General features: G+C 72.3%; 13 protein-coding genes. 7 read left to right on the forward strand and 6 right to left on the reverse strand.

Annotated features, from left to right (window positions below; all coding sequences use genetic code 11):
* Positions 1-59 precede the first annotated feature (59 nt).
* The 3 genes from ACT3T5_RS14625 to ACT3T5_RS14635 are packed head-to-tail and all read left to right on the forward strand — an operon-like array spanning position 60 to position 5,768.
* Positions 60-3,236, forward strand: a complete 3,177-nt coding sequence (locus ACT3T5_RS14625) for an SNF2-related protein (protein WP_444579584.1) — start codon at positions 60-62, stop codon at positions 3,234-3,236.
* A gap of 10 nt (positions 3,237-3,246) precedes the next feature.
* Positions 3,247-4,101 carry an SWIM zinc finger family protein gene (locus ACT3T5_RS14630; RefSeq protein ID WP_444594725.1) on the forward strand — a complete coding sequence of 285 codons (855 nt, stop codon included), beginning with the start codon at positions 3,247-3,249 and terminating at the stop codon, positions 4,099-4,101.
* A gap of 5 nt (positions 4,102-4,106) precedes the next feature.
* Positions 4,107-5,768 (forward strand): serine hydrolase domain-containing protein, encoded by a 1,662-nt coding sequence (locus ACT3T5_RS14635; protein WP_444594726.1) that lies wholly within the window; start codon positions 4,107-4,109, stop codon positions 5,766-5,768.
* 171 nt (positions 5,769-5,939) lie between these two features.
* Here ACT3T5_RS14635 and ACT3T5_RS14640 read toward each other — a convergent pair whose 3' ends face one another.
* Complete coding sequence (locus ACT3T5_RS14640; RefSeq protein WP_444594727.1) at positions 5,940-7,472, reverse strand: serine/threonine protein kinase; 1,533 nt, start codon at positions 7,470-7,472, stop codon at positions 5,940-5,942.
* A 96-nt stretch (positions 7,473-7,568) separates the two neighbouring features.
* Here ACT3T5_RS14640 and ACT3T5_RS14645 point away from each other — a divergent pair, with 96 nt between their 5' ends.
* Together ACT3T5_RS14645 and ACT3T5_RS14650 are read left to right on the forward strand one after the other, a co-directional pair.
* On the forward strand, positions 7,569-7,850 hold the full coding sequence (locus ACT3T5_RS14645; RefSeq protein ID WP_444579580.1) for a hypothetical protein: 282 nt from the start codon (positions 7,569-7,571) through the stop codon (positions 7,848-7,850).
* A 14-nt stretch (positions 7,851-7,864) separates the two neighbouring features.
* Positions 7,865-8,830, forward strand: a complete 966-nt coding sequence (locus ACT3T5_RS14650; protein WP_444594728.1) for a hypothetical protein — start codon at positions 7,865-7,867, stop codon at positions 8,828-8,830.
* Between the two features lie 45 nt (positions 8,831-8,875).
* Here ACT3T5_RS14650 and ACT3T5_RS14655 read toward each other — a convergent pair whose 3' ends face one another.
* The 3 genes from ACT3T5_RS14655 to ACT3T5_RS14665 all read right to left on the reverse strand — a co-directional run bounded on the left by ACT3T5_RS14655 (position 8,876) and on the right by ACT3T5_RS14665 (position 12,428).
* Positions 8,876-9,493, reverse strand: a complete 618-nt coding sequence (locus ACT3T5_RS14655) for a hypothetical protein (protein ID WP_444594729.1) — start codon at positions 9,491-9,493, stop codon at positions 8,876-8,878.
* A gap of 9 nt (positions 9,494-9,502) precedes the next feature.
* On the reverse strand, positions 9,503-11,056 hold the full coding sequence (locus tag ACT3T5_RS14660) for an MBL fold metallo-hydrolase (protein WP_444594730.1): 1,554 nt from the start codon (positions 11,054-11,056) through the stop codon (positions 9,503-9,505).
* A 118-nt stretch (positions 11,057-11,174) separates the two neighbouring features.
* Positions 11,175-12,428: an MFS transporter gene (locus ACT3T5_RS14665; protein ID WP_444579678.1), complete on the reverse strand. Its 1,254-nt coding sequence runs from the start codon at positions 12,426-12,428 to the stop codon at positions 11,175-11,177.
* A 230-nt stretch (positions 12,429-12,658) separates the two neighbouring features.
* Between ACT3T5_RS14665 and ACT3T5_RS14670 the strand changes: the two genes are divergently transcribed.
* Complete coding sequence (locus ACT3T5_RS14670; protein ID WP_444579679.1) at positions 12,659-13,120, forward strand: MarR family winged helix-turn-helix transcriptional regulator; 462 nt, start codon at positions 12,659-12,661, stop codon at positions 13,118-13,120.
* A gap of 25 nt (positions 13,121-13,145) precedes the next feature.
* Here ACT3T5_RS14670 and ACT3T5_RS14675 read toward each other — a convergent pair whose 3' ends face one another.
* Both ACT3T5_RS14675 and ACT3T5_RS14680 read right to left on the reverse strand, forming a co-directional pair.
* Positions 13,146-13,958 carry an alpha/beta hydrolase gene (locus ACT3T5_RS14675; RefSeq protein WP_444594731.1) on the reverse strand — a complete coding sequence of 271 codons (813 nt, stop codon included), beginning with the start codon at positions 13,956-13,958 and terminating at the stop codon, positions 13,146-13,148.
* A gap of 78 nt (positions 13,959-14,036) precedes the next feature.
* On the reverse strand, positions 14,037-15,296 hold the full coding sequence (locus ACT3T5_RS14680; protein WP_444579681.1) for an MFS transporter: 1,260 nt from the start codon (positions 15,294-15,296) through the stop codon (positions 14,037-14,039).
* A 274-nt stretch (positions 15,297-15,570) separates the two neighbouring features.
* On the opposite strand from ACT3T5_RS14680, the gene ACT3T5_RS14685 reads away from it, so the two are divergent.
* A complete protein-coding gene (locus tag ACT3T5_RS14685) occupies positions 15,571-17,502 on the forward strand; it encodes a solute carrier family 23 protein (protein WP_444594732.1) in 1,932 nt (643 codons plus the stop codon).
* Positions 17,503-17,733: the final 231 nt, after the last annotated feature.

Raw genomic sequence — 17,733 nt, forward strand, 5'->3', positions numbered from 1 at the left:
CTGTCCACAACCCAGGCCCCGCCGTCCCGGATGTCGGGCGCGGGGCCTAGGCTGGGATCATGCCCACCCGCCGCCTCAGCCTCGTCGTCGACGAGGACCTGGGCCCCGCCCTGTGGGTGCGGGAGGAGACCGGTCCGGGCCGCTCGAAGGCCCTCGAGGATCTCTCCGACCTACGGCGGGAGGCCCCGGCCGCTCTCTCCGAGGCCCTCACCGCAGCACCGGACCGGCTGCGCCACCGGGTACGGATCGCGGGCCGGGCCAGTGATCGCCGGGTCCCCGCCCTGCCGCTGAGCGGCACCGCCCTGACCGCCGTCGTCGGAGCGGTCACCGAACTGCTCGAAGCACGCTTCGGCGACGCCTTCGCCGAGCAGGTCTCCGCGCTCCTCACCGACGGCGCCGCGGCCCGGCTCGGCGGTGAGCTGGTCGCGATGCCGGACCTCATCGCGGCCACCGTGCTGGATCTGCGTGCCCGGGACGTCGTGGCCGACCGCGCGATGCGGGTGCGCGCCCGCGAGCGCTTCGGCCGTCCCGTGCTCGAGTGGCGCGCCCCGGAGCGGGACGCCCCGCCGCTGCTGCACGCCCTGGTGGACGGGCACGCCCGCTCCGCCTTCGCGGAGCACCTGAGGACGGCACAGGCCCCGGAGGAGGACCGCCTCGGCGTGCTGTGGGCGCTCGCCGACGACGGGGACCTGCGCGCCGATCTGCCCGCGCAGCGCCGGATCACCGCCGCGTTCGATGCCTTCGTGGACTCCGGCCGCCCCGGCGTGCAGCTCACCTCCACCGACAGTGAGCTGGTGGTGCGCCTGTTCCAACCGCCGGTGGGCACCGCCTGGCCGCTGCAGACCTGCCTGCGGGAGCACGACGGGACCGTCCATCCCGTCGCGGATCTGCGCGCCGTCGGGGACCTCACCGCCGCCGGGGCCGCCGAGGCGTCCGCCGCGGTGATGCGCCTGGCCCCCACGGTGCGCGGCGCATCCGTCGACGAGACCGGTGTGGACTGGCTGCTGACCACCGCCGAGGCCGGGGAGTTCCTCTCCCGGGACACCCCGGCGCTCGAGGACGCCGGGGTCACGGTGCTGCTGCCGCGCGACTGGACGAAGCAGCGCACCACCCTGCGCCCGCAGGAGGCCGAGGAAGAAGGCACCCAGGAGAAGAAGTCCTCCGGCGTGGGTCTGGGGGCGATGGCCTCCTTCCGCTGGCGGGTCGCCGTGGGCGACACCGAGCTCACCGAGGAGGAGATGGAGCAGATCCGGGAGGCGCAGTCCGAGCTCGTGCAGCTGCGCGGCCAGTGGGTGCGCCTGGATGCCACCACCCTGCGCGCCGCCGAGCGGTTCCTCGATGCCTTCACCTCCCGCACCCGCGACCGTCGCCTGCGCACCGGGGACGACGGGATCGTGCAGGACGCGCCCTCCCTCGACCCATCTGCCGGCCCCGGCCCCCACCTGTCGGCCCCGTCGACCCGATCAGCCCCGTCGACCAGATCTGCCCCGTCGTCCCCGTCGGGCGCGTCGGCCCCGGCGATGCCGGATCTCCCGCCCCCGCCGGTCGAGGTCTCCGGGCAGGCGCCCTGGCTGGAGATGTTCTCGCTGATCCTCTCCCCCGACGCCGCCGACGTGGACTTCGGGATGTCCGCGCTGGTCTCCGGGGGCCGCCACGGGCTGGCCCGGCTGATGCCCGGCGCCGAGGGCGCCTTCCCCCACCCGCAGCCCCGTTCCCTGCAGGCCACCCTGCGGCCGTACCAGGTCGACGGCCTGAACTGGCTGTGGGCGCTGGACCGGATGGGGCTGGGCGGGATCCTCGCCGACGACATGGGACTCGGCAAGACGATGCAGGTCCTCGCCCTGCTGTGCCGCGAACGGGAAGGCACCGACGCCTTCGGGCACGAGCGGTACTCCATCGAGGTCCCCGACGTCGTCCCCCCGGCGACGCCCGGGAGCGTCGGCCCCACCCTGCTGGTGTGCCCGATGTCCGTGGTGGGGGCCTGGCAGCGCGAGGCCGCGACCTTCGCCCCGCACCTGGCCGTGCACGTGCACCACGGCGGCAGCCGCCTGCGGGACGAGTCCTTCGTCGCGGGCGCCAGCGATCTGGACCTCGTGATCACCACCTATTCCCTGCTCGCCCGCGATCTCCCGGTGCTCTCCGCCGTTCCCTGGCACCGCATCGTGCTCGACGAGGCGCAGCACGTGAAGACCCCGGGCACCCAGGTCACGCGCGCCGCCCGCACCCTGCACGCCCCCCATCGCCTGGCACTGACAGGCACCCCGGTGGAGAACAAGCTCGCCGATCTGCACTCCCTCATGGAGGTCGCGAACCCCGGGCTGCTGGGCAGCGCGACCAGCTTCCGGGACCGCATCGCCACCCCGATCGAGGAGGACGGGGACGGCGCGGCACTGAGCCGTCTCAAGCTCGTGACCTCCCCGTTCATCCTGCGCCGGGTGAAGACCGACCGCTCGATCATCAAGGACCTGCCGGAGAAGAACGAACTCACGAGGGTCGTGAACCTGACCCCTGAGCAGGCAGGCCTCTACCAGGCGCTGGTCGACGAGCTGATGGTGAAGATCGACGGGGCCGACGAGAAGACCCGCCGCACGCTCGTGGTCTCGACCATCACCCGGTTGAAGCAGGTGTGCAACCATCCCGCCCACTACCTGGGCGACGGCTCGTCGATCCTGCGCGAGGACCAGCACCGGTCCGGGAAGCTCGAGCTCATCGATGACGTGCTCGAGGCAGCCTTCGCCGACGGGGAGAAGGCGATCCTGTTCACCCAGTTCACGACCTTCGGGCACCTCCTGGTCCCGTACTGGGAGGAGCGCTTCGCGGAGTACGGGATCAGTGTGCCGTTCCTCCACGGAGGCGTCTCCAAGCACGACCGCGATCAGATGGTCGCCGAGTTCCAGGAGCATCGGGACCGCCCCGGGCTCATGCTGCTGAGCCTGCGCGCCGGTGGCACGGGCCTCACCCTCACCGCCGCCAACCACGTGGTGCACCTGGACCGCTGGTGGAACCCCGCGGTCGAGAACCAGGCCACCGACCGCGCCTTCCGCATCGGCCAGCGCCGCGACGTCACCGTGCACAAGCTGGTCAGCGCCGGCACCGTCGAGGAGAAGATCGACACGGTCCTCGCGGACAAGCAGTCCCTCGCCGATCTCACCATCAGCCCCGGGGAGGACTGGCTCTCCGACCTCGACGACGACCGTCTGCTGAACCTGCTGACCCTGGACGAGGACGAGACGTGAGGGACGGTCGATGAGCATCAAGCTGGTCTCGCGCCGCGGCGCGATCGGGAAGGGCTGGCACGCCGCCGCCCTGCGCGACGCCGCCGAGCGCCTCCTGGGAGTGGGCCGCTCCGGCAGCGGGAGGGCCGACGCCCGCGCGGGACGCGTGCAATGGCTCGACGTCGAGGCGGGGATCGCCCGCGGCGACGTGCTCGACGCCGACGGCGAGCTGTACCAGGCGCGCATCGACCTGCCCGTCTACTCCCCGTCGGACCGCGAGGTGTTCCTGCAGGTGGTCCGGGCCCGCCCCGAGCTGCCCGCCCGACTCGCCGCCGGCGACTACCCGCAGGAGATCGAGGGCGCGCTGGCCCCGCACGAGATCTCCCTGCTGCCGCGCGACGCCTCCGAGCTGAGCCACGACTGCTCCTGCCTGGACTGGCCGGGACCCTGCCGCCACGTCGCGGCCCTGGTGTACGTGCTGGTCGAGGCCGTCGACGAGCACCCCGTGCACCTCGTGACCCTGCGGGGCCTCACCCTCGAGGACCTGATCGCGCCCCGGGAGAGCACAGGGGCCCGCAATCTCTCCGGGCCTGCCGATGCCGCAGACGCCGACGGGACGGACGACGACGACGACGACGACGACGACGACGGATCCTCCCCCGGCCCGGCTCCGACGCCGGCTCCCTACGATCCGGCCCGCACCGACCCCTCCCTGCTGACCGCGGCGATCGGAGCGGAGCCGGCCCGAATCATCGCGGAGTTCTACGGCTCCCGCGCTCCGGTGGCACCCGAGCCGCCGGAGACTTCCGAGCCGCCGGAACCCGCGGACCTGCCCGACGATCTCGCCCGGCCCGACAATCCCACCACGCCCGACGTCCTAGAGTGAGATCCATGCCTTCCAGCTCCATCGCCCCCAGCCCCAGCACGCCCGGCACCCCCAGCGTCATCGTGCCCCCGGCCGCTCTCGCCGCGGTCTCCGCCCTGTTCGAGGAAGCCGTCGAGCAGCACAGGACCTCAGGGGTGACCTGGGCGATCGTCGGCGGGCACGACCATGGGAAGGCCGTCCTCGCGCACGGCGCCGCCGGGTCCCGCGAACTGGACAACGGGGAGCTCGCCGCGGGCTCCGCCCCCATGGACGGGGCCACGATCTCCCGCATCGCGTCGATGACGAAGTCCTTCACCGCCGCGACGATCCTCGCCCTGCGCGACGAGGGGACGCTCCGCCTGGACGATCCGGTCAGCACCTACGTGCCCGAGGCCGCCGGGGCGTTCGAGCTCGCCGCCGACGAGCCCGAGCCCACTCTGCGCCATCTGCTCACCATGGGCGGCGGCCTGGTCACCGACAACCCGTGGGGCGATCGGCAGGAGGCCATGACCCGTGAGGAGTTCGCGACCCTGCTCGCCGGCGGGCTCGGCCATGTGCACCGGCCCGACACCGGTTTCGAGTACTCCAACACCGGGTACGCGCTGCTGGGCCGCGTGATCGACGAGGTCACCGGCTCGGACTACACCGCGCAGATCCGCGAGCGCTTCCTGGAGCCGCTGGGCATGGCGGATACCGCCTTCGAAACCTCCGGCCTGGACTCCGCCCGGGTGGCCACCGGTCACCGCCTGGCCGACCGCACCGACGCCACCCGCTTCGAGCCGGTGCCGCTGGACTCCCCCGGCGTGTACGGCGCAATGGCCGGCCTGTTCTCCACGGTCGACGACGTCGCGACCTGGGTGCGGTTCCTCGCCGCCGCCGACGCTCCCGACTCCGCGGCGCGGGATCAGGCGCTCCTCACGACGGCCTCGCGCCGCGAGATGCAGCAGCTCAAGCGGCACCACCGGATGCCCGCCCTCCCTGCCGGCGAGGACGGCCGTTCGCCCGGCTTCGACCGGATCCGGGGCTACGGCTTCGGCCTGGTCATCGAGCAGTTCCCCGACCTCGGCGAGGTCATCTCCCACTCCGGCGGATACCCCGGGTACGGCTCGTTCATGGTGTGGCACCGCGCCACCGGCGTGGGCGTCGTGGCACTCGCCAACTCCAAGTACGCCCCCGCGGTCCCCCTCTCGATGCAGGCCCTGCGGATCCTGCAGCGCGAGGCACCGGCCCTGCTCGCCCCCGCCGCGGTGCAGGCCGCACCCCGCACCCTCGAGGCGGCCGCGGCTGCCCTGGACTGGCTGCGCACCGGTGAGGACTCCGTGGCCGACGCCTGGTTCGCGGACAACATGGACCTCGACACCTCCCGCGCCGAGCGTCGCCGGCGCCTGGACGCCGCCCTCGCCGCGACCGGTCTCGCCGCGACGGGTTCGGACACGACGGGCTCGGGCACGACGGGTTCAGGCACGACGGGTTCAGGCACGACGGGTTCAGGCACGACGGCACCGAGCTCGGACGCCCTGGCGTCCCTGCGGGTGGAGGATGCGACGGCGATCAGCCGTGCGCAGCTGCGCTGGGTGCTGCCCGGCGTCGGGGACGGCGCCCCCTCCCTGCGCATCGACCTGCTCATGGACCCCCGGCGCGAAGCGCTCGTGCAATCCCTGGACATCACGGCGGTCGCACCGCGCTGAGCGCGCGGCGCACCTGTCGGCATGCGGTCTGACGTGTCGGAATGCCTGTGCCTATCCGACGCGTCGGACCATGTGCTCAGGGAGATCCACGCGCTGACACGGGGCGGCCGGTCACGCGGCCGGTCACGCGGCCGGTCACGCGGCCGCTCACGCGACTGGTCACGTGGCTGCTCAGGCGAAGGCGTACCCGTCGCCGTCGCCGTCGTCGGTGAGGGTGCAGGAGAGGTAGTCACCCTCGGGCGTGAGGGCGATGACCCCTTGGTCCTGCTCAGCGCATTCCTGGCCGGGGTCGACCTCGGCGAAGGCCGCGTCGATGCTGCTGGTGCCGACACCAGCGGCACTACCAGCCCCGGCGCCGTCGGCACTGCCGGCGCCGAGCGCGGACTGCTCGGGGAAGATGATCAGCAAGGTGATGGCCACGATCACGCCGAGGACGATCGCCGCGGCGATCCCGAGGCCCACGGCGATCAGGGTGCTGCGGTCCTTGCCCCCGCCCTGGGCGGCGGTAGCGCCTGTCGGGGACTGGGTGCCCGACCGGGCACCGGAGTGCGTGGCGTACTGCTGCGGCGTGTACTGCTGCTGCATCCGACCCTGCGGTCCCGGTCCGTGCTGCGGCGCCCCGTACGGGGAGGTTCCCTGCTGGGTGGACGGGTGCTGGGTGGGCGCGTTCTGGCCGGGCGCGTAGTGGCCGGGTGCGTGCTGCGTCGATGCCTGCTGCCCCGCCCACTGCGGTCCCGTCTGCGGGGACGGCGAGCCGGAGGAGAAGCCCTGCTGGACCTGGCCGGCTCGGATCGCCTCGAGCGAGGAGGGGTTGACCTGGGAAACGGGCCGCTGGGGTCGCACCGCCCCGGGAGCGTCCGCCGGCAGCGGGTCCAGGGTGTCGCGGAGGTCGAGCGGAGATCCGTCGGCGTGGGTCAGGGGGTAGCCCTGCGGCACGCGCGGCAGATCGCGGCGCACCGTGTCGGCGTCCTGGTAGCGGTCCTCGGGCTGGGCGGCGACCAGCTTGCGGATCACCGCGGACAGCTTCGGGGTCACACCGCGCAGGTGCTGGGTGAGCTCGTCGGGCCGGAACGAGCCGTCGTGGAGCTTGATCGGGCCGTTCAGGGCCACCATCGCGACCACACCCGCGGCGTAGAGGTCATGGGAGGGCACGGGCTCCGCCATCGCGAACAGCTCCGGTGCCATGTACCCGGGGGTGCCGTTGACCATGCCCACGTGCGTGAAGCGCACATCGGTCTCGTGCACGGCGATGCCGAAGTCCGCGAGCCGGGAGACGGGCACGGCGCGGCCGCGCGGCTCGAACATGATGTTCGCCGGCTTCACGTCCCGATGGATCCAGCCCTCGGCGTGGATATGGGAGAGTCCGTCGAGCAGCTGGTCCAGGAGCACGACCACGGCGGGCTCGGCGAGTTTGCCGCGCGTCTTGACCACGGATTCGAGGGTGCCGCCGGAGGCCAGCGGCATCGCGATCACCACGTGCTCGTCCTCCGCGCCCCAGCCGTAGGGGGTCAGGAGGTGGGGGTGATCGAAGCTCACGCCCTTCTCGCGCACGAAGCGCATCAGATCGGCGGAGTCGCGCTGGCGCAGCACCTTCGCCGCACACAGCTCCTCGGTCTTCGAATCCCAGGCACGCCAGACAGACCCGGAACCGCCCTTGGCGATCAGGTCGATGAGGGCGAAGCGCCCGACGATCACATCAGCCATAACTTCCCCAGCATAACCACGAAACTCCCGGCCGCTATGCTGACCTTCATCTCTGTGGGTCCAGGTCCGTTCCCGGGGCTCGCGCACCACGATCGGATGGGGGTTCTCGTGGTCCTGGCCGCACCCTTCCGGAGCGACTCGTTCTGGGATCCCGTCGCCTTCTCCTGGCCGCTGCTGGGCCTCCTCGTCGCCCTCACCGCCGTGCTCACCATCGGCTTCCTGACCTGGGCTGTGCTGCTGCCCGAGCAGCCCGAGCACGACACCCGGGAGCTGGTGGACCGGGCCGTCCGGCGCGACCGCGGGCGGGCCGACGACGTGCGCCGCGGGCTCGAGGCCGAGGCCGGGCGCGCGGACCCCTCCGCCCCCGGCCGCCGATGAGCCGCCGGCTGCCGATGGCCCCCCGATCGGCGATGACCCCGCCCCGCTCCGCGCTGCGCCGGCGTGATCTCGCCGGACTGGTCGCCGCCTCCGGAGCCGTGCTGCTCGGCGCCGGCTGCCGCCGCGATCCAGCCCTCGTGCCCACCTCGGGCGAGATCCCGCGGGACCCTCTCGCCGATCTCGACGGGGTGCGCTGGGACGGGCACACGGCCGACGAGATCCTGGCCCTGCCGGTCTCCGGTGCATCGGCCGAGCTGGAGACCTGGGGCGACATCGGGGACGACGACACCCTCCTGGATCCGGCTCGGCAGTCGCTCGTCGCCTTCCTCGAGGCGGCTTATCTCTCCCCCGGCTTGCTCCGCGGCCTCGACGACGCGGCCGCCCTCGAGCATGTCCGCTCCGCGAGCCCCGAGTACTGGCAGGAGCTCCTGCAGACCGCCTGGGACGGCGGCGAGCGCCATGTCTACTGCTTCGCCCTCGCAGACGGCTTCCGCAGCGTCGGCCGACCGGCGCTGTCCATGGACTGGTTCCGTGCTGATCAGCAGGGCGCGCCGGCGCTCCTGCTGGGCGGCACCATCGCCTGGTCGGTGCTGGACACCGCCACCCACGCCGTGGGCGTAGTCGCCTACCGGGTGGGCATCGTCGCGACCCTCCACACCGGCACCACCACAGACTCAGACGCAGACGCAGACGCAGACGCAGACACAGGCACAGGCACAGGCACAGGCACAGACGCAGCTGTCGGCTCGGTCGCCACCGCCGCTCTCCGCGCCACCATCCATGGCCTGGACGCGTGCGCCGTCGGCGACGCCGGCGGGCTGGTCGTCCCCGCACTCGCGGACACCGTGGAGCAGCGCGCCGCGCAGCGGGCCACGATGGACACCGTGATCGCCGCCCCACGGCTCCTCGAGGAGGATCTGCTGGATCCGTCCTCGGCGCCGCCGACCGGGGACGGCGCGACGAACGTGGCCTGCGCCTGAGCGACGAACGTGGCCTGCGCCTGAGCGTCGGGCCGGGGTGATCGCTCAGACGGACCGACGCAGCCAGCCGCGCACCAGGTCACGGCCCCGCCGCAGCACGCCGGGCGGAGGGCTCGCGAGCCGATCCCGCAGGTCGTCCAGGGCGGGCGATTCGTGCGTGATGTGGTGGGCTCCGTCGCGGAGCGCGGGGTGAGTGGCCACATCCTGCGGGGAGACCTCCAGCCCGCTGTCGACGTTCACCCGATGGTGCCCGTCCCCGTCGATGAGCACGACGAGGCTGTCGATCGGCCGTGCTGGATCGGCGGCGATGTCCTCGCGCAGCCGACGGATCGCCGTCTCCAGCCGGGCCGCGTCCTCGAGGTCGCCGTGCACGGAGGCCCGCAGCGAGAAGGTCACGAGGTTGCCGCCCACGTCGGTGACCGCATCGATCACCTCGTGCACCCCGACCTCGCGCCCGTCCTCGCGGAGGGTCAGCTGCTGGAGCACGATCCGCAGGGTCCCCGCAGAGGTGTGGGCGACCAGCAGGTCACGGATCTCGGGGATGGCCGGCGAGCTGCCGCCCCGGACCGCCCGGCCATCAAGGGACTGGCCATCAAGGGACTGGCCATCAAGGGGCTGGCCATCGAGGGGCTGGCCGTCGAGGGGCTGGTCGCCGCGGGTCATGGGATCAGATTAGCGGGCGTTCACGGGCTTCTTCGCCGCTGCGGTGTCCGTCCCCTCTGGATCCGTCCCGTCTGGATCCGCCCCCTCTGCTTCCGTCCCCTCTGCTTCCGTCCCGGCATCCTCTTCCTCTGCTGTCCCGGGCACAGCTGTCCTCGGCACAGCTGTCCTCGACCCTGATGTCTCCGCCCACTGCGACCAGCCGGCGTAGCTGCCCTCGAGCTCGACGATGTCGTAGCCTGCACGGCGCAGCGCGGAGGAGACCACCCCGGCACGCAGGCCGGACTGGCAGTACACGACGATCCGGCCGTCCGCGGGGAGCTCATCGAGCTTCCACAGGGCCCGGCCGCCGTGGAGCTGCTGTGAGCCGGGAACGGCCCCGCCGGCGTGCTCGTCGCGGCCGCGCACGTCGAGGAGCAGATCGTGCCGGTGACCGTCGAGGTCCGCCGGCGAGACGGTCTCGGGGACGAAGCCGGGCAGGTCGCCGAGCGCGGTGATGTACCCGTCCACGGCGTCGATCCCGACGCGCAGCAGGTTGTCGCGCAGCTCCTGCGCCTGGCCGTGGTCCCGGGCCAGCAGGATCACCGAGGTGTCCTCCCGCTCGGGGTCGAAGGTCCAGGCCGCGTAGGTGGAGCGGCTGGCCGTCGCGGGCGCCGTGAGGGCGCCGACCACGGCGCCGCTGCGGACCTCCTCGAGGCTGCGGGTGTCCAGCAGCACCGCCGTCCCGGCGGCGAGAGCGGAGGCGGCGTCGGCCGGATCGAGCTCGGCCAGCGGCTCGACGGCCCCGCGCACGGCGGGCCCGTCACGATTCTGCCGCTTCATCCGTGCGAAGTAGGCGTGCGCCTCGGGCTGGCCGTCCAGCAGCCGGCCGACGAACCCGTCCTCGTCGCCCGCCGTGACGAACGGCGCCCACCAGGCGAAGCGCTTCTCGTAGCCGACGCTCGTGGACGGCACCGCACCGAGCGACTTCCCGCAGGCGGAGCCGGCGCCGTGGCCGGGGAACACCTGGAGGTGGTCCGGCAGCGTGACGAAGCGGTCCCGCAGCGAGGCGAACATGGCCCGGGCGGAATCCTCGCGGGTGTCCTCGCCCCCGGCGACCTCGTCGAGCAGGTCGGGCCGGCCCAGGTCCCCGGCGAAGATGAAGTCGCCCGAGAGGAGATACCCGGGTTCGTCGGCGACGTTCCCGTCGGTGACCAGGAAGCTCAGGTGCTCCGGGGTGTGTCCGGGGGTGTGCAGCGCCCGCAGCCGCACCTCGCCGACGGCGATCTCGTCGCCGTCGTGGAGCAGCTGGGCGTGGTAGTCGTAGGACCAGTCCGCGCCGCCGTGCCCGGAGACATGGATCGTGGCGCCCGTGGCCGCGGCGAGCTCCCGGGTGCCCGAGAGGTAGTCCGCGTGGATGTGGGTCTCGGTGACGTCGGTGATGCTCAGACCGTGCTTGGCCGCGAGGTCCAGATATCCCTGCACGTCGCGGCGGGGGTCGACGACGATCGCGCGGCCGGCGTCGGTCGAGGCGATCAGATAGCTCGCCTGGGCGAGGTCGGTCTCGAAGAATCGTTCGAGAAGCATGATGTGCCTTCCGCTCGACGATGCCGACAGCGCGGGCCGACGGCCTTCCTCCGATTATCGTCCCAGGTGGTGATGAACGCGAGTGGTCAGGACGGCGAATGGTCAGGACGGCGAGTGGTCAGGACGCCAGGTGCTCAGGGAGGCGGGGCGACTGCGGGGCGTCCAGTCCGTCGGCGGCCGACGCATCTCCCGCCGCACGCCGGGCATCCCGTCGCACCCCCTGTCGTGCCCGTCGTCGGGCCTGCTCCGCCACGACCAGCACGATCAGCGCTCCCGCCGTCAGGGCGGCCCCGACCCACAGCGGGGAGGTGTAGCCGCCGCCGGCGGTGATCGCGAGACCGCCGAGCCAGGCGCCGAGGGCGTTGCCCACGTTGAACGCGGCGATGTTGGCACCGGAGGCCAGGGTGGGGGCCTCACCCGCGTCCCCCATGATCCGCATCTGCAGCGCCGGGACGGTGGCGAACCCGAAGGCCCCCATCGCCATCAGCAGCAGCACGGTGGCGATCTGCGAGCCCGCGAGCAGGGCGAACGCGATCATGACCACCAGCAGCGCCGACAGCACCACGACGAGGGTGCGGGGCACGGAGCGGTCCGCCGCCCGCCCGCCGAGGAGGTTGCCGGCGAACATCCCCAGCCCGAAGAGGATCAGCAGGCCCGGCACCCAGCTCGAGGCGAAGCCGGAGACCCCGGTCAGGGTGAAGGCGATGTACGTGAAGGCGCCGAACATGCCGCCGAAGCCGAGCACGGTGACGGCGAGCGAGAACCAGACCTGCCGGTTGCGGAAGGCCGTGACCTCGTGGCGGAGCCCGGGGGCGTCCTGGTCGACGGGGCGGTCCGGCAGCAGCACGAGCATGCCGATCAGCGCGAGGACACCGATCGCGGTGATGGCCCAGAAGGTGGAGCGCCAGCCGAGCTGCTGGCCGAGCAGGGTGCCCAGCGGCACGCCGAGCACGTTGGCGGTGGTGAGCCCTCCGAACATGAGGGCGATCGCCCCGGCCTGCTTGGACCTCTCGACGAGGGACGCGGCGACGACCGCCCCGATCCCGAAGAAGGCGCCGTGGGTGAGTGCGGAGAGGATCCGGCCCAGCAGGAGCAGTTCGTAGCTGGGCGCGAGGGCGGAGACCAGGTTGCCGGCGATGAACAGGATCATGAGACCGGACAGGACGTGCTTGCGGTTCAGGCGGTTCACGAGTGCCGTGAGGCCCAGCGCGCCGACCGCCACGGAGAGCGCGTAGCCGGAGATGAGCATGCCGGCGGCGGCTTCGCTGACCTGGAGGTCCTGGGCGACCTCGGGCAGCAGGCCGGCGATGACGAATTCGGTGAGGCCGATCCCGAAGCCTCCGAGGGCGAGGGCGAGCAGTGCGAGGGGCATCGCGTTCCTTTCGTGGCGGTCGGACGGCAGGGTCGCGGGGCGCCGAACATCCGGAGGAGAAGTGGGGGGACGTGAGAGGACATGTCGTCGCGCACGCCGTCATGCCGCGTGTGCAACTATGTGGTGACGAGAGGACAGTAGTTGCATGCGCGGGCTATTGCAAGAGCGTCTATCCTGAGGAGGTCGTTCCATCGCTCACGCGCCGCAGAACTCACCCACCAGGAGGCCCCATGGGCATCGCCGATGACTCCCTCGAGATCCGCGCCCGGGGCTGGCGCACGCTCGCCTCGCTGCACGGCCTGATCGAGACCCGCCTGGAGAAGGCGCTCGGCGAGGGGCACACCCTGTCGGTCGTCGAGTTCACCGTGCTGGATGCCCTCAGCCGCCAGCACGGCTGGCACATGCGGATGAGCCAGCTCGCGAGGGCCGCCGCGCTCTCGGCCAGTGCGGCGACGCGCCTGGTCAACCGCCTGGAGGAGCGCGGCCTGCTCACCCGGGTGCTGTGCGCGGACGACCGCCGTGGCATCTACACCGAGCTCACTCCCGCAGGCGTCGAGCTGCTCGAGCAGGCGCGCCCCACCTACGACCGCATCCTCGAGGAGACGCTCCAGGAGGCTCGCGGGATCCCGGAGCTCTCACCCCTGGTCGAGGCGCTCGATCGGCTGCCGATGGGCGTGACCGCCGACGCGTGACCGCGAGCGGGATCCGCCGCGTTGCTCAGACGCTCGCGCGCAGACCCAGACCGGCGCGGACGGCCTCGATCTGCGAGCGGCGCGCCACCTGTCCCGCCGGGCCCGACGAAAGTACTGCGGGGTCATGGCCCACCCCGGCCACCTCGAGGTACTCGACCTCGCCTCCGGCCGCGGCGATCCCCTCGTGCAGACGACGAGAGTCCGTCACGAGCGGGTCGTGGCTGCCGGTGACCAGGTGCACCGGCGGCAGTCCGCCGAGGTCCCCCAGCAGCGGGCTGATGCGCGGGTCGTCCGCCGGGACCGTGCCGGCGTAGAGGCGCGCCGCGGTGCCGTGGTCGCTGGACTCCTCGACGTGGGCGGCGAGGTCCGCCCACGGGGATTCGAGCAGCAGCAGGGCGGGGATGTCACCCCCGGTCTGGGCGAGGGTCCGGGCGACGGCGAGCGCGAGGCCGCCGCCGGCGCTGTCCCCGGAGAGCACCCAGCGTCCGGGACGCAGCCGGCTCTCCTCCGCCATCGCGTCGAGGGCGTGCAGGACGTCCTCGACCGCGGCCGGGAAGGGGTGCCGCGGGGGCATCCGGTAATGGACCATCGCGGTGGCCGCGCCGCTGCGCCGACCGACCTCCTCGAGCCAGCCCCAGTGGTTCGGGCTCTCTCCGCGCACATAGCCGCCACCGTGCAGGTGGACGATCGTGGCGGTTGCTGCGAGGGGCGCATCGATCCAGGTCACCGGGACCTGCCCCGGCCGCCGACGCTCCACGCGAGCAGAGGTCGCGAGGGCACGGGACGGGAGGGACGGTCGCTGGGACGCCAGGATGCGCAGCGTGCTGACGATGCTCATGACGGCATCTTCCCACGGATCGTCGTGCAGATCGGTCCGTCGTGCGCAGCAGGGGCGGGACCTGCGGAGCAGGGGCAGTCAGCCGACGATCTCGTCGTCGACCATCCGCGGCAGCGCCGCCCGGTAGCCCGCGATGGCCAGGACGATGCCGGTCAGGGCGAGGAAGAGCAGCACAGCGGGCACCGAACCGGTCGTGTCCAGCAGGGCGCCGGCGGCGATCGGGCCGATGGCCGCGAACACGTACCCCAGGGGCTGGGCCATCCCGGCCAGGCGCGCGGTCACCCGGGCGGAACGGGTGCGGGCGGGCAGCAGCGCGATCGCGGTGGGGAAGGCGAAGCCGCCGATCCCCAGGATGCAGGCCCACAGCAGCGGGCTCGCGGCCGGCGCCAGCCAGAAGCCGAGGTAGCCGATCGTGGTGAGCACCCCGAAGCCCGCGACCAACCAGGGCAGCCGACGGAAGCGGGCGATGACCGTGGGCATCACGAGCCCGCCCACGATGCCCCAGCCGGAGATCACCGCGATGATGAGCCCCGCCCGCGTGGGCGTGAGACCGGACGAGGTGAGGATCTGGGGCAGCATCCCGAACTGGGTGTAGGCGTTCATGGACTGCACGCCGAACATGACGGTCAGCGCGATCGCCGTCGGCGAGCGCAGCAGGGACCCCGGGAGATCTCCGCTCGCCGGGGCGGGCGGGAAGTCGTGGCCGGTGCGCGTGAGCACGAACGCCCAGATCACCACGGGGACGACGGCGATCATCCCCCAGAACTGGAGCGAGTCGCGCCACCCGTCGGCCGCCTGACCCGCCAGCGGGACCGCGAACGCGGCCCCCGCGGAGCCGCCGACCGCGAGGGTCACGCTGTACAGCGTCATGAGGCCCACGGTGCGCAGCCCGCCGTGCTGCTTGATCCAGGCGGGCACCACCACGTTGCCGAGCGCGGGCCCGACCAGCACGAGCAGCGACAGGGCGAGGAACATGCCGAAGCTGCTGGCGGCGGGCCGCAGCAGCAGCCCGACGGCCACCAGCACGAACGACGCGACGATGGTGCCGGTCAATCCCAGCCGACGGGAGATCGGGACGGCCAGGAAGCCGAAGATGCCGAAGGCGATGCAGGGCAGCGCAGTGAGCAGGCCCGAGGCGATCGCGCCCTGGCCGAACGCGCCGACGATGTTCTCCATGAGCGGCCCGATGCTGGTCGCCCCGGGGCGCAGGTTCACCGCGATGGCGCCGACGGCGAGCACCGCGAGCACACCTCCCACGGCGGCGGCGCGGGAGGGAGCGGCGGGGGCGGAGGTCGACGGCGGGGTCGACGGCGGGGTCGACGGCGGGGAGGTGCTCACGCTCCCCTTCTACACCGCAGCGCGCCGAAGGGCCATCTGTTGCCCCCGATGTCACGCATCACCTCCTCCCGGCCCCCGATCCCGGGCCCTGCGTGGGGTGCCTCTCGTTCCGGGGCGTCCAGCGACCGAGGGGCGATCCTGGGCGGCCTCGGGAACCCTCCGGGCTCTACCCTGAGACCCGGGACTTCCCCTGCATGCCCTGCTTCCAGAGTGTGCCCGGCCCCTCGATCTTCCCCGCCCCTCTCTTCGCCCGCTGGATCCTCAAGGACGGCCCATGACCACCGCCTCACCCGCGCTCGAGACGCCCCGCACGCATCCCGTGGACCAGGTGCCTCCTCCCGCCCGGCTCGGCGTGCTGTCGATCCAGCACGTGCTCGCCTTCTACGCCGGCGCGGTCATCGTGCCGCTGCTGATCGCCTCGGGACTGGGCCTCACCGCCGAGCAGACCATCCACCTGATCAACGCGGACCTGTTCACCTGCGGCATCGCGACGCTGATCCAGTCGGTCGGCTTCTGGAAGGTGGGCGTGCGCCTGCCGATCATCCAGGGCGTGACCACCACCGCGGTGAGCCCGATCATCGCGATCGGCCTGGCCGCGACCGGTGGCGAGGGCGGCGTCGAGGGTCTGCCGATGATCTACGGCTCGATCATCGTGGCGGGCCTGTTCACCTTTCTGGTCGCCCCGTACTTCGCGAAGATCCTGCGGTTCTTCCCCCCGGTGGTGATCGGCACCGTGCTGACCACGATGGGCATCACGCTGCTGGGGGTCTCCGCCGGGGACATCACCAACTACGCCGAGGGCGTCCCGGCCGGCCGCGACATCGCCTACGCCCTGGGCACGCTGGCGATCATCGTGCTGGTGCAGCGGTTCTTCCGCGGCTTCCTGGGCACGATCGCGGTGCTGCTGGGCCTCGTGATCGGCACCGCCGTCGCCCTGATCCTGGGCGACACCTCCTTCGGCGGCGTCACCGAGGCCTCCGCCTTCGGCGTCACCACGCCGTTCTACTTCGGCATCCCCACCTTCTCGCTCACCGCGATCGTCTCGATGATCATCGTCATGCTGATCACGATGGTGGAGACCACCGGCGACGTCTTCGCCGCGGGAGAGATCGTCGGGAAGCGGATCCGGCCCAAGAACATCTCCGAGGCGATCCGGGCCGACGGTCTCTCGACGCTGCTGGGCGGCGTGCTCAACTCCTTCCCGTACACCTGCTTCGCGCAGAACATCGGCCTGGTGCGCCTGACCCGCGTGAAGTCCCGCTGGGTGGTCGCCGGGGCCGGCGTGATCATGATCGTGCTCGGCGTGCTGCCCAAGGCCGGCGCCGTCGTCGAGGCGATCCCCTCCCCCGTGCTCGGCGGCGCCTCCCTCGCCCTGTTCGCCTCGGTGGCCCTCGTCGGCGTCCAGACCCTGTCCAAGGTGGACCTCACCGACAACCGCAACTCGGTCATCGTGGGCACCTCGCTGGGTCTGGCGATGCTGGTCAGCTTCAAGCCCGACATCGCCGGCGTGTTCCCCGCCTGGGCCCAGGTGTTCGTCTCCTCGGGCGTGACCGTCGGCGCGATCACCGCGATCGTCCTCAACGTGCTGTTCTTCCACCTCGGCGGCCAGCACGGCTCCAAGGTCACCACCACCGCCGACGGCGAGCGCATCGGCATCTCGGAGGTGGGCGAGATGGATCGCGAGACCTTCGTGTCCACCTTCGGATCGCTGTTCAACGGGGCGACCTGGCCGCTCGCGCAGGCCTGGGAGTCGCGTCCCTTCGCCGACGCCCCCGCCCTGCGCGCCGCGATCGAGGACGCGGTGCTCGGAGCGGACCGCGCCGAGCAGGACGCGCTCGTGGCGAACTACCCCGACATGGCCACCCTGGTGACCGCCGACGAGGAGCAGGCCGGCGCGATCAGCCAGGACGTGGGCTCCTTCGCACTGGAGAACCTGTCGGACGAGGACATCCTCGCGGTGCGCGACCTCTCCGCCCGCTACGCGGAGAAGTTCGACATGCCCTTCGTGGCCTTCCTGGGCCGCACCGACACCTTCGCGAAGGTAATCGCCGACGGGGTGCGCCGCCTGGACCACTCCCTCGAGCACGAACGTCGCGTGGCGCTGACCGAGGTCGCCGAGATCGCCGGGGACCGCTTCGTGATCATGATGGCCGACGCCAACCCCATCGGCTCGGCCTGGATCCGCAAGTTCGAGTCCCTGGAGTAGGTCCGCGCTCCCTCACCCCCAGCGGCACTCGACCCTCCACCCGCACCCATCTCTCACCGTGAGCGGGGCAAAGTTGGGGGAATCGCCGGGCTATTCCCCCAACTTTGCCCCGCTGACCCCCGAACGTGCTGGCCGGACGGTGGCGGGACCATGGCCCCTCCCCTCTGCCGGAGGTCGGGGCTACGGTGGACAGCGAGCGCCCTTCGCGACAGCGCTGGGCGACCGCCGATC

Origin of the sequence: Brachybacterium sp. AOP3-A1-3 (genome assembly GCF_052378285.1) — a bacterium.
GTDB lineage: Bacteria > Actinomycetota > Actinomycetes > Actinomycetales > Dermabacteraceae > Brachybacterium.